The following is a 24,046-nucleotide window of genomic DNA, read 5'->3' on the forward strand; positions in this document are numbered from 1 at the left end:
ACCGGATCGTTCTTGCGCTTCCGGGCAAGTTCTTGCAGTCGTGGCTTCCGGGGCTGCCGGCCTGGGCGGAGGACGGTGCTCGGTCGGTGTGGCCCCAGGGGCATCGCATCGAGCAGCATCAACGCGGCCGGGGTGTCGGCCGCCGAGGGGTGGAGGGCAATGGCCGGTCGATGTCCGGGCCTGCCGGTTTGTCGCGCAAGCCCGACATGGGACGGGTCTGGATGACAAGATGGCGCCGGTTGTTGCAAGACCGTTCGCAAAGGGTTTCTAACTTAGAAAACTCTTGCTAGTGTCCCGCCGACACCGGCAGGCAATCTAGGAGCGAACATGCGTCGCACAGCCAAGGGAGTCGCCGTACTCGCCTCCGCCGCCCTTGCTCTGACCCTCGTCGCCTGTGGCGAGGACGAGCAGAGCGCGGGGGAAGGGTCAACGACCGACCCCGCAGCCATGAAGGCCGAGCTGACCTGGTGGGACACCTCAGACCCGAAGAACGAGGGTCCGGTTTTCCAGGAGCTGATCGCCAAGTTCAACCAGACCTATCCGAACGTGAAGATCAATTATCAGTCGGTCCCGTTCGGTGAGGCGCAGAACCAGTTCAAGACGGCAGCACAGGCCGAGACCGGCGCGCCGGACATCATGCGGGCGGAGGTGGCCTGGGTTCCGGAGTTCGCCTCGCTGGGCTACCTCTACGCGCTGGACGGCTCCGAACTGCTCGCCGACGAGTCGGACTTCCTGCCCACTCCGCTCGCCTCGAACAAGTACGACGGCAAGACCTACGGCGTCCCGCAGGTGACCGACACGCTCTCGCTGATGTACAACAAGAAGCTGTTGGCCGAGGCGGGTGTCGCCGCCGCGCCGACGACCTGGGCCGAGCTGAAGACCGCCGCCCAGGCCGTCAAGGAGAAGACCGGCGCGGACGGCCTTTACCTCAATCCGGAGGGCTACTTCCTGCTGCCGTTCCTCTACGGCGAGGGCGGGGACCTGGTGGATGTCCCGGCCCAGAAGATCGTCGTCGGCTCGGACCAGAACGTCGCCGGGCTGAAGATCGCCAAAGATCTGATCGACAGCGGCGCGGCCGTCCCGCCGCCCGCGACGGACTCCTACGGAACCATGATGACCCTCTTCAAGGAAGAGCAGGTCGCCATGATCATTAATGGTCCCTGGGAGGTCAACAACGTGTCGCAGGCGCCGACCTTCGGCGGCGTGGAGAACCTTGGCATCGCCCCGGTCCCCGGCGGCTCGGCCCGCGCCGGCGGTCCGATCGGTGGGCACAACTACACCGTCTGGTCCGGTATGCCAGAGGAGAAGGTCGAGGCCGCCATCGCCTTCGTGGCCTTCATGAGCTCCGCCGAGTCCCAGGCGTTTCTCGCTGAGAAGCTCGGGCTGCTGCCGACGCGCAAGTCGGCCTACGACCTCGACACGGTACGGAGCAATCCGATCGTGACCGCGTACCAGCCGGCCGTCGAGGCCGCGGTCAGCCGCCCCTGGATCCCCGAGGCCGGCCAGTTCTTCGAACCGCTGGACGAGATGGCCACCAAGGTCCTGATCCAGAACCGGGACCCGAAGGAGGCGCTCGACGAGCTCGCGAAGAGGTACCAGGCGGAGGTCGTCACCGCGTACGGCTTCTGATCCACCTGCCGGCGGGCAGAGGCCGGCGACCACTCGTCCCTCGGCATCCGGCCGGGCCGGCGACCGCTCCGGTCGCCGGCCGGTCGGCTCACCTCCTGGAGCTCAGCTGATATGCGCACCGTGACCGCCGCGCCAGCGTCCGCGCCGCCGGACCGTCGCCCCGCCCGCCCGTCCCGACTTCGTCGTAGCTGGGACCGGAACTGGTACGCCTGGGCGATGGTCCTGCCGGTGGTGATCGTCCTGGCAGTCTTGATCTTCTATCCGCTCGGCCGGGGGATCTGGCTCTCCTTCACCAACCTCAACGAGGCCAACCAGGTGGCGGAGATCTGCACCAAGTCGATCACCGGCGGTGAGGTCTGCGAGGAGAACCCCAACCGGTGGGAGTATGCGGGTCTGGACAACTACGTCCGGGTCCTCACGGGCCAGGTCGGCCGGTTCTGGGAGTGGACCGGGATCACCCTGATCTGGACCTCCGTCGGTGTCGCCTTCCACTATGGTCTCGGGCTTGGCCTCGCCGTCCTGCTCAACCGCCCGATCCGCGGCCGTGGCCTCTACCGGGTGCTGCTGGTGCTGCCGTGGGCGGTGCCGGCCTTCGTCAGCGCCTTCGCCTGGAAGTTCATCTTCAACGAGCGCTTTGGCCTGGCGAACTCGGTGCTCACCGGGCTCGGGGCCGACCCGCTCCCGTGGTTCTCCGAACGGTGGACATCACTGTTCACCGCGATCGTCACCAACGTCTGGCTCGGCGTGCCGTTCATGATGGTGGCGCTGCTCGGCGGGTTGCAGACCATTCCCGGTGAGCTCTACGAGGCGGCGGAGATCGACGGCGCGTCGCCGTGGCAGCGGTTCCGGGCCATCACGTTGCCGGGCCTGCGGTCGACCAGCATGACCGTGATCCTGCTCGGCACCATCTGGACGTTCAACCTCTTCCCGGTCATCTTCCTGGTGACCGAGGGAGAGCCGGCCGGCGAGACCGAGATCCTGGTGACCGGCGCGTACCGGGCCGCCTTCGAGGGCATCCGCAACTACTCGCTCGCCTCCACGTACGGCGTGCTGATTCTCTCCATTCTCTTGGTCTTCTCCGTGTTCTACCGGCGGGCACTGCGTAAGCAAGGCGAGGTGTGGTGATGAGCCAGTCGACCAGCTCCGGGACGGCCACGGTGGGGACTTCGGCGGCCCCGATCGAGGCCGGGGCCACGCCGACCGCCCCGGCCGAGACCGCGCGGCGGGCCGGCCGTAGCCGGCGCAGCCCGGCGACGTCGCTGCTGTTGCACGGGACCCTGATCGTCGCGTCGCTGGTCGCGATCGGTCCGATCGTCTGGGTGCTGCTCTCCTCGTTCAAGCCCGGGTACGCGGTGCAGAGCAGCAACCTGACCCTGGTTCAGGATCCGACCCTGACGAACTACCGCTACGTGCTCTTCGACACCAGCTTTCTGCGGTGGCTGCTGAACTCGGTGATCGTGGCCGCCGGCACGATGGGGATCGGCATCTTCCTCTCGGCGACCACCGGTTACGCCGTCTCCCGGTTCAACTTCCCGGGCCGCCGGCCGTTGATGATGGTCTTCCTGGTCACCCAGATGTTTCCGGTGGCCATCCTGATCGTGCCGATCTACACGATCATGGCGCGGCTCGGGTTGATCAACACGCTGCCGTCGCTGGTGATCGCCTACCTGACCATCGCGGTTCCGTTCTGCTCCTGGATGCTGAAGGGCTACTTCGACTCCATCCCCACCTCGCTGGACGAGGCGGCGGCGCTGGACGGCTGCGGTCCGTTCGCCACCTTCTGGCGGGTGGTGCTGCCGCTGGCCCGTCCGGCCGTCGCGGTCACCGCCTTCTACACCTTCCTCACCGCGTGGGGGGAGGTCGCGTACGCGTCGGCCTTCATCCAGACCGACAACCAGTTCACCCTGGCGTACGGGCTTCGGCAGTTCGTGCCGCAGTACAACCCGCAGTGGGAGTACCTGACGGCGGCGGCGGTGCTGGTGACGGTCCCGGCCGGGCTGGTCTTCATGATCGCCCAACGGCACCTGGTCTCGGGTCTGACCGCGGGTGGTACGAAGGGCTGAGGCACCGATTGACCGAGCCCCTCTACTACGACCCGTCGTTGTGCGGGAGGATAGGCCGCGTGGAAGCTCTACGACTCACTCTCCGTTACATTCACCTGATCGGGTTCGCGCTGTTGCTCGGTGGCGCGGTGGTGCAGTACCTCAAGGGCAGGTTCCGGATCAACCCGGCCATGCTCTGGGGTGCTTCGCTCACGTTGCTGACCGGAATCGGCCTCTCCGCCCCACTGCGGGACGGGGGTGAGCCGGACCCGGCGAAGCTCGTCACCAAGCTGACGCTCGCGCTCCTCATCTTCGTCATGGTCTTCTTCTCGCGGAAGCGGGAAGCGGTCAACCGCGGGCACTTCCTCGCGATCATCGGGTTGACCCTGGTCAACGCTGCGGTGGCGGTCTTCTGGCGGTAGCCTCCGACGGAGGAACCTCCCCAGTGCGAGGAGCCTCCCCACCGCGGGAGAACTCGTCCCACCCGCGCCCTTTTGGCCGGCATGTCGAGTGACCGAATACCTCAGGATCACGTCGGGGTAACAGGCGCTCAACAGTCACGCATGCTTCTCGGCCGGGGTAGGAGCCGGGGCGTACGCTCGGCGTCCGGAACGTGGGACACCGGCGGCACAGTGCAGGCCGGTTCACAAGGGCTGCCACCGTGGTGGACGCGGTGCGCAACGGAAGGAGTCGTCTTGCGCTCGGTGCGTGGGATGCGGATCGCCTCGGTCTTCGCGGTGGGCGGCCTCGTGCTGGCCGCCTCCGCCTGCGGTGAGGCGCCCGAGGAGAACAATGCCGGCAACGGCGGCGAGAAGTTCAGTGCCTGCATGGTGACCGACGTCGGTGGGATCGACGACAAGTCCTTCAACACCTCGGCCTGGCAGGGCTTGGAGGCGGCCAAGGACGAGAACAAGGACATCGACATCAAGTACGTCGCGTCGAAGGCCGAGGCCGACTACGAGCCGAACCTGACCCAGTATGTCAACCAGGACTGCGACTTCATCCTCGCCGTTGGTGGCCTGATGGGGGAGGCCACCTCCAAGATCGCGGCGGCCAACCCGGACCAGCAGTTCGGCATCGTGGACACGAAGTTGTCGGAGAGCAACGTCTACCCGATGCAGTTCGACACCGCCCAGGCCGGCTTCCTCGCCGGTTATCTGGCCGCCGGCTTCAGCCAGACCGGCAAGGTGGGTACCTACGGTGGCGAGAAGATCCCGCCGGTGACCATCTTCATGGACGGCTACGCCGACGGGGTTGACCACTACAACGAGGCCAAGGGAAAGAACGTCCAGGTTCTGGGCTGGGACAAGGCCAGCCAGGACGGCTCGTTCGCCAACAGCTTCGTCAAGCAGGACGAGGGCAAGAAGGTCAGCGACACGCTGGTCGCCCAGGGCGCGGACATCATCATGCCGGTCGCCGGGGGCGCGGGTCTCGGCACCACCGCGGCGGCCCAGTCCTCCGCCGGCAAGTACAACACCATCTGGGTCGACGTCGATGGCTGCGAGAGCACCTCGAACTGCCCGGCCATCATCACCACCGTGGTGAAGAACATCCCCGGCGCCGTTCAGGAGGCCGTGCTCAAGGCCGCCGCCGGCGAGAAGCTGGAGGCGAATCCGGGCTTCACCGGGACGCTGGCCAACGAGGGCGTCTCGCTCGCGCCGTACCACGAGTTCGACAGCGAGATCCCGGCCGAGCTGAAGGCCGAGGTCGACAAGCTGAAGGCGGACATCGCCGCTGGCCTGATCAAGGTTGAGTCGCCGTCCCAACCGCAGTGAGCTGATGCCAGCTCGCCGTGCCGGGGTGCCCTGCCACGCCGTTCGGCGAGCGGCACCGCGCGATGATCCGGCCGCCTTGGCGCCACGGGACCTCCCGCTGGCGCCGGGGCGGCCGATCGGCTCCACCACGAGTGCCGTTGCCGGCGTACCGGCAACTCCCCGCACCATCGCTTCGTACCCCCGGGAGGTTGCGCTGAGACTCGAACTGCGCGGCATCACCAAACGCTTCGGTGACCTGGTCGCCAACGACCACATCGATCTCACGGTGGAGCCGGGGGAGATCCACGCCCTGCTCGGGGAGAACGGCGCGGGTAAGTCGACCCTGATGAACGTGCTGTACGGGCTTTACCAGCCCGACGAGGGCGAGATCCTGGTGGACGGGAAGCCGCTGCAGCCGCGCGGCCCGGCGGACGCCATCGCGGCCGGGATCGGGATGGTGCACCAGCACTTCATGCTGGTCCCGGTCCTCACCGTGGCCGAGAACATCATGCTCGGGGCTGAGCAGGTCCGGGGCGGCATGCTCGGTTTCCTCGACCGCCGACGTGCCCGGCGCGAGGTCGCGGAGGTCTCCGCCCGCTACAACCTCCAGGTTGACCCGGACGCGATCATCGAGGATCTGCCGGTCGGCACCCAGCAGCGGGTCGAGATCGTCAAAGCCCTCACCCGCGATGTTGACCTGCTCATCCTCGACGAGCCGACCGCGGTGCTCACGCCGCAGGAGACCGAGGAGCTGCTCACCGTCATGCGGGAGCTCAAGGCCGCTGGTCGGTCGATCGTCTTCATTACCCACAAGCTCGGCGAGGTGAAGGCCATCGCCGACCGGATCACCGTGATCCGGCGTGGGCGGACCGTTGGCACCGCCATGCCGGAGGCGAGCCGGGACGAACTCGCCGCCCTGATGGTCGGCCGCACCGTCCGGCTCACCGTGGACAAGCAACCCGCCACGCCGGGCGAGCCGGTTCTCGAGCTCTCCGGGCTGGTGGCCGACGACGACCGGCAGGTACGTGCGGTGGACGGCGTTGACCTGACCGTGCGCGCCGGTGAGGTGCTCGGCATCGCCGGCGTGCAGGGCAACGGCCAGACCGAGCTGGTCGAGGCGGTCATGGGGCTGCGTCCGCTGCTCGCCGGCTCGGTGCAGCTGGGCGGGGAGCGGATCGACGACTGGTCAACCAAGGAGATCCTCCGCGCGGGCGTTGGCTACGTGCCCGAGGATCGCAGTGTCGACGGGTTGGTCAAGGAACTCAGCATCGCGGAGAACCTGGTGCTGGACCTGTACGACCGACCGCCGTTCGGCCGGGGGCTCGCGCTCCGACCGGATGCGATCAGGAAGTCGGCGCGGGAGCGGATCGCCCAGTTCGACGTCCGGACCCCGTCGGCGGAGGCGGCGGTCGGCACGCTCTCCGGCGGTAACCAACAGAAGGTGATCGTCGCCCGGGAACTGTCCCGGCCGCTGAAACTCCTCATCGCCGCCCAACCGACCCGTGGTGTCGATGTCGGCTCCATCGAGTTCATCCACAGTCGGGTCATCCACGAGCGGGATGCCGGAACCGCCGTCCTCCTCGTCTCCAGCGAACTCGACGAGGTGATCGGCCTGGCCGACCGGATTGCGGTGATGTACCGCGGCCGGATCATCGGCATTGTCGGCCCGGACACCCCCCGCGAGGAGATCGGCCTGCTGATGGCGGGTATCACTCCGGACCCGGCGGACGCCGGGGCGAACGGAGCGACGGCGGGTACCGACGCCGGGGCGCCCGCCCCATCGGGCCCCGGGAGCGAGGACGAGGCATGACCAACGCAGAGTCCGGCTCCCCGGACAAGGAACCGGCGACCGCGGACCAGGCGGCCAGGATGACGCTCGACAACACCGAGCGAGCCGAGCCGACGAGTCAGCAGCCGCCGGAGCGCCCTGCGTTCGGGCAGCTCTTCATGGCGAATCTCTGGGCCGCCAACACCTTCACGGTGACGTTGCTGTCGCTGGTCCTGGCGATGATTGTCGGCGGGATCCTGATGATCGTCTCCGATCCGGACGTACTGGCCACCTACAGCTACATCACCGCCCGCCCGGGTGACGCCCTCAACGCCAGCTGGGCGTTGGTCAGCGACGCGTACGTGAACCTGTTCAAGGGCGCGGTCCTCGACCCGGACGCGGTCGGCCTCACCGCGGCGTTGAGCCCGATCTCGGAGACGCTGACCTACACCGCCCCGCTGGTCTTTACCGGTCTCTCCGTGGCGCTCGCCTTCCGTGGCGGCCTGTTCAACATCGGTGCCCAGGGGCAGGCCACGATGGGCGTCATCGCGGCCGGGCTGGCGGGGTTCCTGCTGCCGCTGCCGGCCGGGCTGCACCTGCTCGTCGCGGTGTTCGCCGGTGCGGTCGGCGGTGCGGTGTGGGGCTTCATTCCGGGGATCCTCAAGGCCCGCACCGGCGCCCACGAGGTGATCAACACGATCATGCTCAACTACGTCGCGGTGTACTTCCTGGTGTGGTTGATCGTGCAGAACGGGATTCAGGACCCGAACCGTACGAATGCCATCAGTCGACCGGTGGACGCCTCCGCGCAGCTTCCCCGGCTCTTCGGCGACAACCTGCGGGCGCACGCTGGAATCATCCTCGCCGTGCTGGTGACCTGGGCGGTCGCCTGGCTGCTGAACCGGTCGACCCTCGGCTTCGAGCTGCGGGCCGTGGGGAGCAACCCGGCGGCTTCGCGCACCGCCGGCATCAGTGTCACCCGGACCTACGTTTTGATTATGGTCTTCGCCGGTGCCCTGGCCGGCCTCGGCGGCTCGCAGATGGTGCTCGGCACCACCGCCGCCGCGCTGACCCCGCTGGTCGTAGCCCAGATCGGTTTTGACGGCATCCTGGTGGCGCTGCTCGGCCGGGTGAAGCCGTGGGGCGTCTTGCTCGCCGCACTGCTCTTCGGCGCGCTGCAGGCCGGCGGTAACCGGATGCAGTCGTACTCGGGCGTCTCGCTGGAGCTGGTTACCGTGCTCCAGGCGCTGATCGTCATCTTCATCGCCGCACCGGCCCTGGTGAAGGCGGTCTTCCAGCTTCGGGCCGCCCGGGCCGCCCGGCCGCAGACGAGCCTCGCGAAGGGCTGGTGACGCGCATGTCCACCATGGCTGTAGACGACGTCGCGGTCGCCCCGGTCAACGCGGGGTTCTGGACCCGGAACCGGAAGGCCGGCCTGGTGCTGGCCGCGCTCGGCCTGCTGGCGGTGCTGCTCTTCACCGCGCTCGCCACCAGTGAGCCGGCCCGGTTCACCCTCAGCGAGGACGCCAGCGGCGCCGCGTTGAAGATCAACGGTACGGTCGGCGCGGCCCTCTTCGGGGCGGTCGCCCTCGCCGCCGGCGTGGCGATTCTCGCCGGGCTGCCGACGCGCTGGTTCACCCTCGTGCTCGGTGTCGGCCTGGTCGGCTTCGTGGTGAGCTTTCTCTGCTGGCAGGTCTCCACCGCCCCGGCCGGGCAGAACTTCATGCCCCTGGTCAACATCGTCCGGGGCACCTTCATCCTGGCCCTTCCGCTGATCTTCGGGGCGCTGGCCGGGGTGCTCTGCGAACGCTCCGGCGTGGTCAACGTGGCCATCGAGGGTCAGCTGCTGATGGGCGCCTTCAGCGGCGCCCTCTTCGGCAGCCTCAGCGGCAACCTCTGGGTGGGCCTGGTCGCCGCGGCGATCGGCGGCACCCTCATCTCCCTGCTGCTGGCGGTCTTCGCCATCCGCTACCTGGTGGACCAGGTGGTGATGGGGATCGTGCTGAACCTGCTCGCGGTGGGCGTCACCGGCTTCCTCTACGAGCGGCTGATGCAGCCCGACCCGGTGAAGTACAACAGCGCCCCACGGTTCAGCGACTGGGAGATCCCGCTGCTGTCGGAGATTCCGGTGCTCGGGCCGGCGCTGTTCGCCGGCAACATCTTCCTCTACCTCGGTCTCCTCCTGGTCCTGGTGATCCACATCGGGCTGTTCCGGACCCGATGGGGCCTGCGCACCCGTTCGGTCGGTGAGCACCCGACCGCCGCCGACACCCTCGGCGTCCACGTGCTGCGGCTGCGCTACCGCAATGTGCTGCTCGCCGGGGCGGTCGCCGGCATCGGAGGTGCGTCCTACACGCTCGCCCTCTTCTCGTTCACCAAGAACATGATCGGTGGTAAGGGCTTCATCGCCCTGGCAGCGCTGATCTTCGGCCGGTGGAGCCCGACCGGCGCGCTGCTCGCGGCGCTCTTCTTCGGCTTCGCCGACCAGCTCGCCACCTACCTGAGCGCGATTAACAGCGTCATTCCGAGCCAGTTCCTGGCGATGCTGCCGTACCTGGCGACGATCCTGGCGGTGGCGGGGCTGGTGGGTAGGGTCCGGGCGCCGGCCGCCGATGGCAAGCCGTACATCAAGGGTTGATGGGGATACCAGATGGAGCTCGACTGGGGGCGGCTGCGCGCCGCGGCGACCGAGGTGATGCGGCACGCGTACGTGCCGTACTCGAAGTTTCCGGTAGGGGCGGCCGCCCTGGTGGACGATGGTCGCGTCGTGGTCGGCTGCAACGTGGAGAACGCGTCGTACGGTGTGGGGCTCTGCGCCGAGTGCGGCGTGATCTCCGCACTGCACGCCACCGGTGGTGGGCGGATCATCGCGCTCTCCTGCGTTGACGCCACCGGGGAGCCACTGATGCCGTGCGGGCGGTGCCGGCAGCTGCTCTGGGAGCACGGTGGCCCGGAGTGCCTGATCGAGGCGAAGAACGGAGCGCTACGGATGGCCGAGCTGCTGCCGCACGCCTTCGACGTCGCGGATCTGGAGGCGGTGACCGGGGCGGACCCGGTTCCGGTGGTGCCGGAGCGGCTGGCTGCCTGGCGGGGGCGCGGGACGGTCTTCGTGCACCCGGACCTGTCGGCGGGGCAGCAGGTGTGGACGGCGTACTGGGAACGCTCGGCGGGGGAGGCCGGTGACGGCGAGACCGGCGTTCTCGAGGAGGGGCCGAGCTGGGATGATCCAGCGGAGGCGATCACCTGGGGGCTGGCCCGGGTACCCCGGGTCGTGGTGGTGGACGCGGCGGGCACGATCTTCTGGGCGGGTGAGGGCGAGCCGCCGTTGGAGATTCCGATCCGGTGGCCGGGCTGAGCATTCGAGCTGAGGGTCGACGGCCGGCGGGGTACATCGGAGCGGGCGGGTAGCCAGCCCGGGCTGAGGACGTGGGGAGAGAGTTAGCTCATGGCGGATTTTGCGGCGGTTGATGTCATTCGGGCCAAGCGGGACGGCGCGGTCCTCTCCGACGCACAGGTCGACTGGGTGGTGGACGCCTACACCCGGGGCCAGGTGGCCGACGAGCAGATGGCCGCGCTCGCGATGGCGATCCTGCTGAACGGCATGACCACGCCGGAGATCGCCCGGTGGACCGCGGCGATGATCGCCAGCGGGGAGCGGCTGGACCTCTCGGCGGTCGACCGGCCGACGGTGGACAAGCACTCGACCGGCGGCGTCGGAGACAAGATCACCCTGCCGTTGACTCCGTTGGTGGCGGCCTGTGGTGCGGCCGTGCCGCAGCTGAGCGGCCGGGGCCTCGGGCACACCGGCGGCACGCTGGACAAGCTGGAGTCGGTTCCGGGCTGGCGGGCATCGCTTCGCAACGAGGAGTTCCTCGCCCAGCTCCGCGACATCGGCGCGGTGATCTGCGCGGCCGGTGCCGGTCTCGCGCCGGCCGACCGCAAGCTGTACGCGTTGCGGGACGTGACCGGCACGGTGGAGGCCATCCCGCTGATCGCCAGCTCGATCATGAGCAAGAAGATCGCTGAGGGGACCGGTGCGCTGGTGCTCGACGTCAAGGTCGGCTCGGGCGCGTTCATGAAGTCGGTCGACCAGGCCCGGCAACTGGCCCGCGCCATGGTCGAGCTGGGTGGTGCGCAGGGTGTCCGCACGGTCGCCCTGCTGACCGACATGTCCACCCCCCTGGGGCTGGCCATCGGCAACGCGGTCGAGGTGACCGAATCCGTGGAGGTGCTGGCCGGCGGCGGCCCGGCCGACGTGGTGGAGCTGACCCTGGCCTTGGCCCGCGAGATGCTGGACGCGGCCGGGCTACCGGACGCCGATCCGGCGGCGGCGTTGCGCGACGGCCGGGCGATGGACGCCTGGCGGGCGATGCTCCGGGCCCAGGGTGGGGACCCGGACGCCCCACTGCCCACCGCGCCGGAGGTCGAGGTGGTCCGCGCGGACGAGAGCGGTGTGGTGGCTCAGGTCGACGCGTACCGGATGGGGTTGGCCGCGTGGCGGCTCGGTGCCGGCCGGGCCCGCAAGGAGGACGCGGTGTCCGCGCCGGCGGGGGTGCTGCTGCACAAGCGCCCCGGTGATCGGGTCCGGGCTGGTGAGCCCCTCTTTGAGCTGCGAGCCGAGGAGGCCGACCGGATTCCGGCGGCCCGGACGGAGGCGGTGCGGGCGGTGCGGATCGCGGCGGCTGCCCCGGAACAGCAGCCGTTGGTGCTCGAGCGAATCAGCTGACCGTCCGTTCCGTTCCCCCTCAGCGGAGGGCTATCCTGCCTGGCCAGGAGGACGATCCGGCCAGCCAGTCCACACAGACGAGGATAACTGTCGTGGTGGTACCTGCCCCAAACCCCCGAATGGTGCGTGCGGCCAGCCTGGAGGAGTTGTCTCGGCTGGGTTTGCCACTGCCGCCGGCGCACTTTCCCCTGGTGTGGGAGCCCGGTGACGAGATCGAGCTGCGCCCGACCGGTGAGATCGAGACGCGGGTCGCGGTGCTGCACCTCATCCTGGCCCGCTGTTTCGGCATGCCGCCGCAGGCGGCGATGAGTTGGCTGCTCGCCTCGCACCTGGTGGAGACAGTCACCCCGCCGGAGTGGCAGTTCGTTACTGGCGGCAAGGGTGACCACCGCTCGTTCGTGTTGCATTACGACGCGCTGTACGCCCTGGCCTGGGTGCTTGGCCTGACTCGGCAGCTGGACCCGACGCTGCCGGTGGACGAGCGGCTGGTGGAGCGGATGCCGAACATCCTGGCTGGCGAGACGGTTCGGCGCTGGCGGTCCCGGACCCTCACCGCCCCCCGGGATCCGGCGGACGCGGCGGCCCTGCTTGACCTGCACTACTGCCTGGACTGGGCTTATCTCGAGGTGGAGCACGCCCACCGAACCCTGCCCGGCCTGGTGGACGCCAATGCGATCGGGCAGCGTCGGTGGGCACTGGAGTGGGCGGTGGTCCTCCGGGGCCCCTACCACGACGAGCCCCCCGGCTGGGAAGAGGTGGATCTCTCTACCTAGCGGCGACGGTGGACGTCGAGCCGGACGGCCACGGTTACCTCGACCGGGTCGGGCAGGGTGGCAATCCGTTCGGTGAGCCGGGCCGGATCGGTGTGCCAGGCGCTGGGTCCCATCCCCACCAGAGTGGCGATCTCCGGGCGGGTCAACGTCAGCCGGGTTCGGTGTTCGGTCTCCGACTCGGTGGCGAAACGCGTTCCGAGGCGCCCGGCCACCCGGTCGGACTTCGCCGGATCGACCCGGAGCAGGCCGAGCGCACCGACCAACTCGGTGAGGTGGTCGGCGGCCGGCGTGACGACCAGCAGCGCGCCGGCCGGATCGAGCACCCGGTGAAACTCCGCTCCGTTGCGCGGGGCGAAGACGTTCAACAACACGGCGACCGAGGCGTCGGGCAGGGGCAGCTGCTGCCAGGTGTCGGCGAGCGCCGCTCCGGCTCGTTCGTGGGCGCGGGCCGCGCGGCGTAGCGCTGGCTTCGACACGTCCAGGGCCAGGCCGACGGCGTCCGGCAGCGCCGCCAGCACCGCGCCGAGGTGCCGGCCGGTGCCGGCGCCGGGCTCCACCACCAGGGGGTACGTCGCGGAGGTCGGCCCGAGCTGGGGGCGCGCGGCGCGGTAGCGGGCCGCGGCGACCGCGGCCGCTTCGGCCAGCGCCCGGGAGATCAGGTCGTAGTGCCCGGCGGCGAGGAAGTGGGTGCGGGCGGCAACCATCTCGGCGGTGTCCCCGACGTGTGGTGCCCGGCCGGCCAAAAGGTTCACATAGCCCTGTCGGGCCACGTCGAAGCTGTGCCGGCGCGGACAGGTCAGCGCCCGGGTGGTGCCAGCGGTCGCCTCGGCCAGCGGGAGGGCGCAGATCGGGCAGCGCAGCCGGTGGCGGATGCGGGGATCCATGTCGGGCTCCGGGCCGGTCGGTGGCGAGCCGGGCGGTCACCCGGTGGACCGGCATCCTATCGACCCCCGGGCGAGCCGGTTGCCGCGGACGAACCGGTTGCCGCGTCGCGCACTGCCAGGTCCGGCTGGCGGGTGACCCGGACAACGCGCCAACCGGGCTGAAGCCGGGTGGACCTGGGTGCCGACTAGGGTCTGAACATGGTTGCGACTATCCGGTACGAGGACATCGTCAAGGTACCCAAGGCCCTGCTACACGATCACCTCGACGGTGGCCTGCGACCAGCGACGGTCGTCGAGCTGGCTGCCGAGGTGGGGCACGAGCTGCCGACGACCGATCCGGAGGCGTTGGGTCACTGGTTCGTTGACGCGGCCAGCTCCGGCTCGTTGGAGCGGTACCTGGAGACCTTCGCACACACCGTTCAGGTCATGCAGACCGAGTCGGCGCTGCGGCGGGTGGCCCGGGAGTGCGCGCTGGACCTGGCGGCTGACGGTGTCGTCTACGCGGAGGTCCGGTTCGCGCCGGAGCTGCACCTGGAGCGGGGCCTCAACCTGGACGAGGTGGTCGCGGCGGTGATCGCCGGCTTCGCCGAGGGCAGCGACCTCGCCGCGGCGCAGGGCACGCCGATTCGGGTCGGTACGCTGCTGACCGCCATGCGGCACGCCGCCCGGTCGCAGGAGATCGCCGAACTGGCCGTACGGTACCGCGACGTCGGCGTCGTGGGCTTCGACATCGCCGGGGCCGAGGCCGGTTTCCCGCCCACCCGGCACCTGGATGCCTTCGAGTACCTGCAGCGGGAGAACTTCCACTTCACGATCCACGCCGGCGAGGCGTTTGGGCTGCCGTCGATCTGGCAGGCCATCCAGTGGTGCGGAGCGGACCGGCTCGGCCACGGTGTGCGGATCGTGGATGACATCATGCCCGGTTCGGAGCCGGCACTCGGCCGGTTGGCCGCGTACGTGCGCGACAAGCGGATTCCGTTGGAGCTGTGCCCCTCGTCGAACGTGCAGACCGGGGCGGTCCCGTCGATCGCCGACCACCCGATCGGGCTGCTGCGGGACCTGCGGTTCCGGGTCACCGTCAACACCGACAACCGGTTGATGAGCGGCACCTCGATGTCCCGGGAGATGGCCTTGCTGGTGGACGCCTTCGGGTACGGCTGGCGGGAACTGCAGTGGTTGACGATCAACGCCATGAAGAGCGCCTTTATCCCGTTCGACCAACGACTGCAGATAATCGACGAGGTGATCAAGCCGGCGTACGGGCGACTGTTGGCCGGTGCGGAGCAGCAGTAGGGTGGAGTCCCCCTACTCGCGAGTAGGGGGACTCCACCCTTGGCGATGCGCGTTACCTCCGTCAACAACACCCGTTCGGAGTGAAAGATTGGCAAGCTGACTACATTTTCTGTCCGAATGACTGTACAAAAGTAGCAGCTGATTGCTTATAATGTCGGACCGATTCGATGGGTGTTGGGCTGGAGCGTCGTTCCCCTGCCGTGTCCGCGCGTGCGGGGTCGGCACCTCCCCGTCGACGTGGTCTTCCGTGGTAGCTGCAGCGGGTGCGCGGAGTAATGTGCATCCGTTGTTCACGTCAGGCCGGGAAGTCCGTTTCATCGAGCTATATGCGATTTTCGTCGGCCGGAGGGTTGTCTAACGGGACGACGTGGAGGGTCACTCATTGCATTGGGTGATCCTGGTCGTACTCAACGCAACCGAATTGCTGAAACATCCCACCGCGTCAGGGGTTCCGCCCGGGCCGGGCTTTCTCTTTCCCGGGCGGCGTGGTGGAATCTCGGATGGTCTGACCCAGTGGGTGGGTCACCCAGTGTTGCCCGCGGGCAACAAGAAGGCTGCAATCGCGAGGCGGTGACGTGAGCAAACGACCGAAGACGGCAGGTTCTCCCCTGTCGCGTCTGCGCCGGCCTGCAGGTCGGCTCCGCGACCTGCCGATCTGGTCCAAGCTCGGTCTCATCTTGATCGTGCCGACCGTTGCAACGGTCGTCGTGGGTACCAGTGGCATCGTTGACCACCTGCAAACGCTTGACAACGCCAATCGATCCGGCGACCTCGCCAGCCTGGTCGCCTTCTCGGGCGACCTGGCTAGCCAGCTGCAGGCCGAGCGGACGGAAGCGATCCGGCTGCTGGGCGAAGATCGGCCGGCCGAGCGGGAGGAGCGCCGCAAGGCGTACGACACGGCGTCCGACCGGGTTGACCAGGCGAAGGAGCCGTACGCCGAGCGGCGGGGCGAGGTTACGGGCCTACCCAACACGCTGGAGAACCAGCTCCGCTTCATTGACCAGACCCTCACCGACCTGCCCGGAACACGAAGCCAGGTTTTCAACGGTCGACTCAGCACCACCCAGGCGCAGCAGCAGTACGACAGCCTGCTCGCCGACCTGATCAACCTGCGGGACTCGGCCGCCCAGTTGGCCGGTGACTCCGAGCTGAGCGACCGGATGCGGGCCGCGGCCGCCCTAACCCGGAACAAGGAGTACCTGTCCCAGCAGCGGGACGTGGTTCACGTAGCCCTCAACCGGCAGCAGCTCACCCCCGAACTACGGAACACCTACATCTCCACCTGGACCGGCCAGCAACAGTGGCTGGAGACCTTCGCCGCCGTCGCCGACCGTGCCGACCAGGAGCTGTTCGACCAGACGGTCGCCGGTCCCGACGCCCGCGAGGCGGACTCCTACAACAGCAACCTGCGCGGCCTCTCCGACGCCAGGAACCTGGCGGCCGCCGGCTTCACACCCGACCAGTGGGATAGCGCGATGGCCGAATACGCCGCCCTGGTTCGGAAAGTGGAGGCGAAGCTTGACCGGGATGCCGTCGGGCTCGCCGACGAGCGCCGGTCGGCCGTGCGGATGCAGGTGTTCCTGGAGACCGGGCTGCTGCTCAGCATGCTGCTGCTCGCCGTCCTCTTCGCGTACCTGGTCGCCCGCTCGATGGCGCGGTCGCTGCGTGAACTGCGGCAGGGCGCTCTTATGATCGCCGGGCACGGGCTGCCGCAGGCCGTCGCCCGACTGCGGGAGACGCAGGCCACCGGCAGCCAGCAAACTCCGGTGCAACTCGCCAACCAGATCGCCGAGCCGCTGCCGGTGCGCAGCAAGGACGAGTTCGGTCAGGTGACCGAGGCGTTCAACGCGGTTCACCTGGAGGCGGTGCGTACCGCGGCGGAGCAGGCCGCCCTGCGGGCTTCCGTGGCGACCATGTTCGTTAACCTGGCCCGCCGGTCGCAGATCCTGGTCGACCGACTCATCGGTCAACTCGACCGCCTCGAACGGGGCGAGGAGGATCCCGATCGGCTGGCCGAGTTGTTCCAACTCGACCACCTCGCCACCCGGATGCGCCGCAACGACGAGAACCTGCTGGTCCTCGCCGCTGCGGACTCCACCCGCGTGCAGCGGGAGCCGGCGGCCCTGATCGACGTGCTCCGGGCCGCCCAGTCCGAGGTGGAGCACTACACGCGGATCGAGTTCGGCATCATCGACCGCGATATCGAGGTCGCCGCCGCTGCCGTCAACGACCTGGTGCACCTCATCGCCGAGCTGTTCGACAACGCGACCGCGTTCTCGCCGCCCGAGTCGCAGGTCGTGGTGGAGGCCCGTCGGGCCGGCGACCGTGCCTCCCTCTACGTGGAGGACCGCGGCATCGGCATCAGTCCGGAACAGCTGCGGGAGCTGAACGAGAAGCTCGCCACCCCGCCACAGGTGGACGTGGCGGTCTCTCGGATGATGGGCTTGGTCGTGGTTGCCCGGCTGGCGTCCCGGCACGGGGTCAAGGTGGAACTACGCGCCGGCACCGATCGGGGAGCCGTCGCGGAGGTGAGCCTTCCGCCTGGTGTGCTGGTGCCCCGGGGGCTCGGCGCCGGGCAGCAGCTACCCCCCGGCCTGCCGCCAGTGCCGAACCCCAGCCCGGCGGCGTCACTCGACGCCCTTCCCGCGCCGGCTGGCTCAATCTCTGGCCCCCGCCCGGGCGAGTCTGGTAACCAGGTAACGCTCGGTGGCCGGCCCTTCGATCCGGCCCACAGCAACGGGGCGGGCACGCCCTCGAGTTCGCCGCCGGCAATGCCAGCGTGGTCCGATCTCACCGGTGCGACCAGCGCCGTCACCGGCGGTGGGTCGGACGCCCCGTACCCCACGAACGGGCAGCCGAACGGCATGTTGCCGCAACGGCGTTCCTCGAGTGAGGCGGATGCCCCCGGGCAGCAGCCGGGGATTCCGCGACAACTGCCGAGTAGCCCAGAAGCCCAGCCGCACGGCACTCCGTCGACCCCCTACTCCGGGTGGCCGGCTTCCGGGCAGCCCACCGCGGGCATGCCGACCTCCGCGGCGCCGGTGTCGGCGGCGCCGAGCTCGGGCCAGCCGTACGCGGCGCCGACCTCTGCAGCGCCGAGCTCGGGCCAGCCGTACGCGGCGCCGACCTCCGCAGCGCCGAGCTCGGGCCAGCCGTACGCGGCGCCGACCTCCGCAGCGCCGAGTTCGGGCCAGCCGTACGCGGCGCCGAGCTCGGGCCAGCCGTACGCGGCGCAGTTGCCGCCGTCGCCGGCCACCACGGCCCCGAGTAGCGCCGCCCCACCGGCGTGGCCGCCGGTGCCCAGCACCGCTGCCTCGGTCTCCGAACAGGTCCCCACGGTCCCTGACCTGACTACCGAGCTGCCTCGGATAGCAGCTTCGGCCGGCTCCCCGCCCGCCGCATACCCCGCTGCGCCCGCGTCGGCCGGCCCAGCCGCTCCGGTGCCGGGCTCCCCGCCGCTTGCGCCGTCGGTGGCGCGGCCAGTCGCGCCGCAGAGCCAGCAGTCGTCAGCCGCGCCGCAGAACGAGCAGTTGCCTGCCGACGCGACGATGGAACTGCCGATCTTCCGGGAGCTGGAGTCGGCCTGGTTCCGCACCCGCCGACCCGGCTCCGAGGAGACTGCCAAGAATGCCGACACTGTCGGGGGCGGCGGCGCCACGGGGCAGGGTGGTGCCGCGACCCAGCAGTTCGCCAGGGTAGATGCGGACCGGCAGCAGCAGGCACCACCCGCAACGACAGGTAACACACCAATGGCAGAAAGCCCGACGAACGGCGGTACGTCGCGTCAGAACGGCCCGACCGCGAACGGGAACACCTTCCCCACCGGCGGGTTCGCCCCATCACAGGGAAGAGCCGGTGAGGGTTGGAGCACCGCCGCCGACGACGGTTGGCGGGCCGCTACCGCGGCCAGCGACGTACCGGTGGCGGCGACCACCTCAACTGGTTTGCCGAAGCGTACGCCGATGGCGCAGCTGGTACCTGGCGCGGTGGAAAAACCGTCGGCAGCGGTTCAGCGGCGAACGCCTGAGTCGGTCCGAGGGCTGCTCTCTGCGTATCACCGTGGAGTCCAGCGAGGGCGTAATAGTCCCTCGGACAGCAACCCGACCAGCCCGGAGGGGAATCCGGGTGGGCAGTCCTCGCAATCTGGCTCAGGCCCAATGGCTGGGAACGGGCAGAAGGAGCAAGAAGGATGACTACTACGCAGGACCTCGGCTGGCTGCTCGCCAACTTCGCCGACCGGGTGCCGGGAGTCGCGCATGCGGTCGCCGTGTCGGCGGACGGCCTGCTCCTCGCGGCCTCACGGGACCTTCCGCGGGACCGAGCCGACCAGTTGGCTGCCATCGCATCCGGACTGGTGAGCCTTACCCAGGGTGCAGCCCGCTGCTTCGAGGGCGGCGCCGTGCTCCAGACCGTGGTGGAAATGGACAACGGTTTCCTCTTCCTGATGTCGATCTCGGATGGCTCGTCGTTCGCGGTGCTCGCTGCCCGCAACTCTGACGTCGGGCAGGTCGGTTACGAGATGGCCCTCCTGGTTGACCGGGTGGGGGATGCGTTGACCCCGCAGCCGCGTGCGGCAGCGGGAATGCCGGGCTGACGTTTCGTTGACCGGATGATGGCCGGCGGGCAAGGACAACAAAGTGGGAGCGGCCCGCGCCGGCCCCGGGTGCGAAGGAGGTGAGCGGTGACATGACTGATCGGGACGAACCGACCGGCGCGTTGGTCCGTCCGTACGCCGTGACCCGGGGTCGCACCCGTCCCCGACTCGATATCGCGATGGAAGCGCTTATCGAGACAACGGTGCGCGGGCGGGCCGTTGCCACGGGCAACGGCGGGCACGGCCGTGAGCACCAGTACATCGCCGCGCTCTGTGATGGACGTGTGCAGTCGTTAGCCGAGATCGCGGCGCGGATGCAGCTTCCGCTCGGAGTGGCCCGGGTGCTCATCGCCGACATGGCGACCGATGGCTTGGTCGCGGTCCATGAGCCGACCATCCTGGACGACTCGGACGACATGGTAGGCACTGAACTGCTGGAAAGGGTGCTGAGTGGACTTCGCAGGCTCTGACGTGGCGCGTCCGCCGACCGCGAGCGGCCGCGTGACATCGGCGAAGATTGTCATTGCCGGTGGATTCGGCGTCGGTAAGACGACGTTGGTCGGCTCGGTCTCGGAGATCACGCCGCTGACAACTGAGGCGATCATGACCTCCGCGAGTGTGGGCGTTGACGACAATCGGCAGGTGCCGGGGAAGTCGACGACCACGGTGGCCATGGATTTTGGTCGAATCACGATCGACCGAGACCTGATTCTGTACCTGTTCGGTACGCCCGGTCAGACTCGCTTCTGGTTTATGTGGGACGAACTGGTCCGTGGTGCCATCGGTGCGGTTGTCTTGGTCGACACCCGTCGGCTCGCTGACTGTTTCGCGGCGATTGACTTCTTCGAGCACCGGCAGCTGCCCTACCTGGTGGCCATCAACTGCTTCGATGGGCTGCAGTACCACAACCCGCAGGAGGTCCGGGACGCGCTGGCAATCTCCAGCCGCGTGCCGGTGGTGGCGTGTGACGCGCGCAACCGAGAGTCCACGAAACACGTGCTGATCTCGCTGGTCGAGTACGTGCTCACCATGCGTCGGTCCCGGGCTGTCGCCCGGGCCTGAATGACGTGCCGGTATCCGGCTACGGCCAGGCCGTAGCCGGATACCTAAGCCCTTTCGGACAAAGAAGCCGAACAGCCCTCGGCCAACTGCCGGGGGCTGTTCGCGATTCAGCTGGCGCTGATTGAGGCCGGGTCCCGGGAGTCAGGACCGGTATCCGACCGAGCGGTACTCGTACTCTTCTTCGTCGCGGTCACTGGTGTCCCGGGTGAAGTCCCAGCCGCCAGCGGCTTCGCGCCCTGGACGGCCACCAACCGCGAACCCCCCGATCTCTTGACCGCGACGCCAGCCGCGGAAGTAACCGGTGGTGTTCTCTGCGAGGCTGGCCGCGTCCCGAACAATCCGCAGTGGCCGATCGTCCCGCTTCGGCGAACCAGGGACCAGGTTGGCCTGTGGCACCCGGACCGGAAGGCCCGCTGCTGTCTCGGAGGCCGTCGGTTTCGCCGCCTGCTCCGCCGCCTGTTCGGCCGCCTGCCAACCGGTGTCGTTCAGCGACGACCAGTTCACCTCGTCGTCTTCGCTGTGACCGACGAACCAGGCCGATTTAGCCTGGGCGAAGATGAGCAGGTCCCCGTCCCCGTCGTCGGCGACCGGTGGGGGACGGTGCTCCACCGGTGGCAACTGCGGCCGGTTGGGGCGCTCGGTGGGGTGGTGGTGACTGCGGGGCCCCTCCCGATCAACGAGGCGGAGCGGTGGCGTGTCGAGCTGTTGGCCAACCCCGTCGAGGAGCGCGCGGTCGGCCAGCGGTGGCGGCTCGACCAAGCGCAGCACCGGCGGCTCTTGCGGCATGTCGTCGGCCAACCACGGCGGTGGCACTCGATTCTCCGCACCTGGATCAGTCGGGGCGTCCACCCCATGCCCGCCGTACGAGTCGGTCGTAGGGTTACGCGTAGCACCGTCCGCCGGGTCCGGGTTGTTGACCAGCGGCCAGTTCGCCCGCGAGCCCGGGGGAGCGGGTTCCCGGCCGGGACGGGGGTTCGGCACCGGTACGCTGGGATCGGTCACGCTGAACCCGCCGCTCGGCGTCACCGGTTCGGGTTCCGGGTTGGGTCGTGGCGGGATGATGGTGCGCTGCCGCTCAGCGCGGGCACTCTGGATCGCCGCGGTGGTCAACGTCGCCCGGAACGGCTCACCCGCCTCTGCCGGTGAGCTCGAGCCGCGCTGCGACGGCGGGGTTGGGGCGTTGGCGGCCGACGAGATGGGGCGGTTCGTCGGGCCGTCGACGCGGCTCGGCGTCGCCTCCGGTTGAGTCGGTTCCACCGAGGCCGGCGAACCGGCCATGGCTACCGGGGCAATCGGCTCCGGGGCCACTGGTGGGGGTGCGACCGGCATCGGTGCGACCGGTGGTGGTCCCATCGGGCGCGGGGACGGCGGTGCGGTCTGGCCCGGCGCCGGCTCTGGCTGGGGTCGGCGGGCGCTCTCCAGCCGGGTGGGCAGGGTGGCGCCAGCGGACGCTGGCTCGTGGCTCGGCGCACCGTGTCGGGCGGTAGACCGGCGGCGTGGCGCGGGAGCGCCCGCCCGGTCATGGAGCACACCGACCAGCGCCTCGCAGCCGACATCGCCGGCCCGGACCGCGGCGACGGCATGCCGGACGGTGGTGGAGACCGCCGAGGTGAGGGCTCGGCTGACCGCGGCGCGGCGCGGGGTCTCGGCGACCGCGACCCGGAGGGAGGTGATCGCCGCCTCGATCGTTTCAGGTGCGGCGACACCCGTGGCAGCGAGGTCCGCGAGGACCCGGTCGGCCGGCCCGTCGGGCTCTGCGCCGGCCAACATCCCGGGCTCGGGGAGGGCGTCGAGCACTGCCAGCGCAACCGGCTCGGCGGGATCAGGGTATGCCTGTAGGGCCGCCGGGAAGAGCTCCCGTAGCACCTCTCGCAGCGCGACCGCGGCCGAATGCCGGCCGCTGGCGAGCGCGGCGTGCGCGGCGAGGACCGGCTGGTAACCGGCCAGGTCCCGGGGAGCGGGTAGCGCGACGGCGGAGAGCGCACCGGCTTGCAGGGCGCGGGCGAGGCCGATGGCCCGTCGCTGCACCGGCGGTGCCTGCACCTCCTCCAGAGAGTCGTCGTCGGCGAATCGCTCGGCGAAGTCGTCCACCGAGTCGTCGTCGGCGACTGCCAGCGGACGACCAGCGGCGGTGACGAGGGAGGTGACGGTGTGGTCGTCGTTGTCGGCGGCGATCGCCGCGCCACTGATTCCGCCCGATCGTTTCACGAGCAGTGTGACCAACTGGGCGTAGCCGGCGGGGTCGTCGCTGATCTCGCAGACGTGCAGCAGACGACCAGCGTCGTCAACTACAGCGGATGTCAGCGTCGAACCGACCGAGGCCGGCCGCTCAGCCGGATCTGCCGAGGCCAGACCGCAGTACACGCGCACGAGCGCCACGGCGTCGTCCTCCTCCCGGGACACAGGTCTTCTCTGCCAGAGAATGATGCTCCCTGGTGTGGGTCAGTCGCGCCAGTCCACAACGGCAGAGATCTTGCCGACAATGGTGCGCCAACCAAGGCTTGCGGTTTGGGCCCCGATCTTCTTGAGCCGGCGCCGGCCGCGAAACCCGCCAATTCCCCCGTTGGCCGCGGCCCGCAACGCCTCGTCCAGGTCGTCAAGGCTGGAGCCAGCGGAGAGCATGTCCAGCACGGCGGGCACCCGCAGCGCGTACGAGAGGTCCCGGGCGACCTCGCCGGCCTCGATGAGCAGCGTCGAGTCCCACGCGTCGTGCCCGCCGCGCAGGTTTTCCACGACCAGGTCGAGCTCGTAGGTGTCCTCGCCGAGCGGCGTGACATCGCTCGGCTCCACCCGCTCGGCCAGTTCGCCCCAACTGTCCAGCTGGGACAGATCGTTGGGTGCGCCGGAGCGGACGAAGCTGACCAGGGATTCGGCCGTCTTGAAGAGCAGCAGCCGGCCCTTGTGACTGAGGAAGACCGGCACCTCCTCATCGCCCGCGTCGTCGGTGGACTCGGTTGCGGAGGCATCCGCCTCGTCCCCGGAGTCCTCGTGGGCGTCGCGCCCCTCCTTGTCGCTCTCCGCGAACTCCTGGGCGACCTCCTCGTCGAGGATGACGACCTTCTCGTCGTCCTCTTCGGCCACCACCTGTCGTCGGGCGAGGAAGGGGTCGTCCTGGTCGCGTTCCTCGACGTCGGTCGGGGTCAGCTCCCGAGCCGGACGGTAGGCGCGCAGCGTGTAGCCGCTGCCGGCGGGTAGCGCGATCTCCACCGGGTCGATCCGCAGCTCCGACCAGAGCGCGCGGGCGACCTCAGTCGACGCGGCAGCGGTGCCGGAGACAGCCGAGTCGTCGAGTTCGGGCTCGTCGGAATCGGGTCGTTGAGGCGACTGGCGGGCCACGCTGACCTCCGTGTGCTTCGGATTGCCCACCCACCAGGTCGACCTGGCGGGTGACTACGCGCACATACCCTAGTGGGCGGCGCCGGACTGTGGTGTCGGTACCCCGGCGGTGACTGGGAATTGCGGACGTGCGAGCGGATGGAGGCAGTCGGCGGGGCGATCGACGGCGGGGTGGAGGCAGCCGG

At 69.4% G+C, this 24,046-nt stretch carries 19 protein-coding genes; 16 read left to right on the forward strand and 3 right to left on the reverse strand.

The genetic code is table 11. The annotated features are described in order from the left end of the window. Nucleotides 1–327 precede the first annotated feature (327 nt). The 11 genes from T398_RS03505 to T398_RS03555 all read left to right on the forward strand — a co-directional run bounded on the left by T398_RS03505 (nt 328) and on the right by T398_RS03555 (nt 12,692). Nucleotides 328–1,629, forward strand: a complete 1,302-nt coding sequence (locus tag T398_RS03505) for an extracellular solute-binding protein (RefSeq protein WP_496444481.1) — start codon at nt 328–330, stop codon at nt 1,627–1,629. Between the two features lie 111 nt (nt 1,630–1,740). After that, a complete protein-coding gene (locus T398_RS03510) occupies nt 1,741–2,754 on the forward strand; it encodes a carbohydrate ABC transporter permease (RefSeq protein ID WP_018218516.1) in 1,014 nt (337 codons plus the stop codon). After that, nucleotides 2,754–3,692, forward strand: a complete 939-nt coding sequence (locus tag T398_RS03515; protein ID WP_496444483.1) for a sugar ABC transporter permease — start codon at nt 2,754–2,756, stop codon at nt 3,690–3,692. The genes T398_RS03510 and T398_RS03515 overlap by 1 nt, the downstream gene beginning before the upstream one ends. A gap of 59 nt (nt 3,693–3,751) precedes the next feature. Then, on the forward strand, nt 3,752–4,093 hold the full coding sequence (locus tag T398_RS03520; protein ID WP_496444485.1) for a hypothetical protein: 342 nt from the start codon (nt 3,752–3,754) through the stop codon (nt 4,091–4,093). A gap of 291 nt (nt 4,094–4,384) precedes the next feature. Continuing rightward, nucleotides 4,385–5,446, forward strand: a complete 1,062-nt coding sequence (locus T398_RS03525) for a BMP family lipoprotein (protein WP_496444928.1) — start codon at nt 4,385–4,387, stop codon at nt 5,444–5,446. Between the two features lie 4 nt (nt 5,447–5,450). Continuing rightward, nucleotides 5,451–7,235 carry an ABC transporter ATP-binding protein gene (locus T398_RS03530; protein ID WP_496444487.1) on the forward strand — a complete coding sequence of 595 codons (1,785 nt, stop codon included), beginning with the start codon at nt 5,451–5,453 and terminating at the stop codon, nt 7,233–7,235. Further along, nucleotides 7,232–8,545, forward strand: coding sequence for an ABC transporter permease (locus T398_RS03535; RefSeq protein WP_496444489.1), 1,314 nt, complete (start codon nt 7,232–7,234; stop codon nt 8,543–8,545). The genes T398_RS03530 and T398_RS03535 overlap by 4 nt, the downstream gene beginning before the upstream one ends. Nucleotides 8,546–8,550: 5 nt before the next feature. Then, nucleotides 8,551–9,831 (forward strand): ABC transporter permease, encoded by a 1,281-nt coding sequence (locus T398_RS03540; protein WP_496444491.1) that lies wholly within the window; start codon nt 8,551–8,553, stop codon nt 9,829–9,831. 12 nt (nt 9,832–9,843) lie between these two features. Next, nucleotides 9,844–10,548, forward strand: coding sequence for a cytidine deaminase (locus T398_RS03545; RefSeq protein WP_496444493.1), 705 nt, complete (start codon nt 9,844–9,846; stop codon nt 10,546–10,548). A gap of 90 nt (nt 10,549–10,638) precedes the next feature. Next, nucleotides 10,639–11,919 (forward strand): thymidine phosphorylase, encoded by a 1,281-nt coding sequence (locus T398_RS03550; RefSeq protein WP_496444495.1) that lies wholly within the window; start codon nt 10,639–10,641, stop codon nt 11,917–11,919. Between the two features lie 119 nt (nt 11,920–12,038). Next, nucleotides 12,039–12,692 (forward strand): DUF4272 domain-containing protein, encoded by a 654-nt coding sequence (locus T398_RS03555; RefSeq protein WP_496444930.1) that lies wholly within the window; start codon nt 12,039–12,041, stop codon nt 12,690–12,692. Here T398_RS03555 and T398_RS03560 read toward each other — a convergent pair. Then, nucleotides 12,689–13,576: a putative RNA methyltransferase gene (locus tag T398_RS03560; protein ID WP_496444497.1), complete on the reverse strand. Its 888-nt coding sequence runs from the start codon at nt 13,574–13,576 to the stop codon at nt 12,689–12,691. The genes T398_RS03555 and T398_RS03560 overlap by 4 nt on opposite strands. A 198-nt stretch (nt 13,577–13,774) precedes the next feature. On the opposite strand from T398_RS03560, the gene T398_RS03565 reads away from it, so the two are divergent. From T398_RS03565 to T398_RS03585, 5 genes are all read left to right on the forward strand, one after another. Beyond that, nucleotides 13,775–14,869 carry an adenosine deaminase gene (locus T398_RS03565; protein WP_496444499.1) on the forward strand — a complete coding sequence of 365 codons (1,095 nt, stop codon included), beginning with the start codon at nt 13,775–13,777 and terminating at the stop codon, nt 14,867–14,869. A 575-nt stretch (nt 14,870–15,444) separates the two neighbouring features. Next, nucleotides 15,445–19,062, forward strand: coding sequence for a sensor histidine kinase (locus tag T398_RS03570; protein ID WP_496444501.1), 3,618 nt, complete (start codon nt 15,445–15,447; stop codon nt 19,060–19,062). Further along, complete coding sequence (locus T398_RS03575) at nt 19,059–19,463, forward strand: roadblock/LC7 domain-containing protein (RefSeq protein WP_011904728.1); 405 nt, start codon at nt 19,059–19,061, stop codon at nt 19,461–19,463. The genes T398_RS03570 and T398_RS03575 overlap by 4 nt, the downstream gene beginning before the upstream one ends. 92 nt (nt 19,464–19,555) lie before the next feature. Next, nucleotides 19,556–19,933, forward strand: coding sequence for a DUF742 domain-containing protein (locus T398_RS03580; RefSeq protein ID WP_496444503.1), 378 nt, complete (start codon nt 19,556–19,558; stop codon nt 19,931–19,933). Nucleotide 19,934: 1 nt separating this feature from the next. After that, complete coding sequence (locus tag T398_RS03585; RefSeq protein WP_496444504.1) at nt 19,935–20,525, forward strand: GTP-binding protein; 591 nt, start codon at nt 19,935–19,937, stop codon at nt 20,523–20,525. Between the two features lie 141 nt (nt 20,526–20,666). Here T398_RS03585 and T398_RS03590 read toward each other — a convergent pair whose 3' ends face one another. Together T398_RS03590 and T398_RS03595 are read right to left on the reverse strand one after the other, a co-directional pair. Continuing rightward, nucleotides 20,667–22,928 carry a transposase gene (locus T398_RS03590; RefSeq protein ID WP_496444506.1) on the reverse strand — a complete coding sequence of 754 codons (2,262 nt, stop codon included), beginning with the start codon at nt 22,926–22,928 and terminating at the stop codon, nt 20,667–20,669. 39 nt (nt 22,929–22,967) lie between these two features. Further along, entirely contained in the window at nt 22,968–23,891 is a 924-nt protein-coding gene (locus T398_RS03595) for a SatS C-terminal domain-containing protein (RefSeq protein ID WP_496444508.1), read from the reverse strand. Nucleotides 23,892–24,046 lie beyond the last annotated feature (155 nt).

The sequence above is a fragment of the Salinispora goodfellowii genome (genome assembly GCF_059570675.1).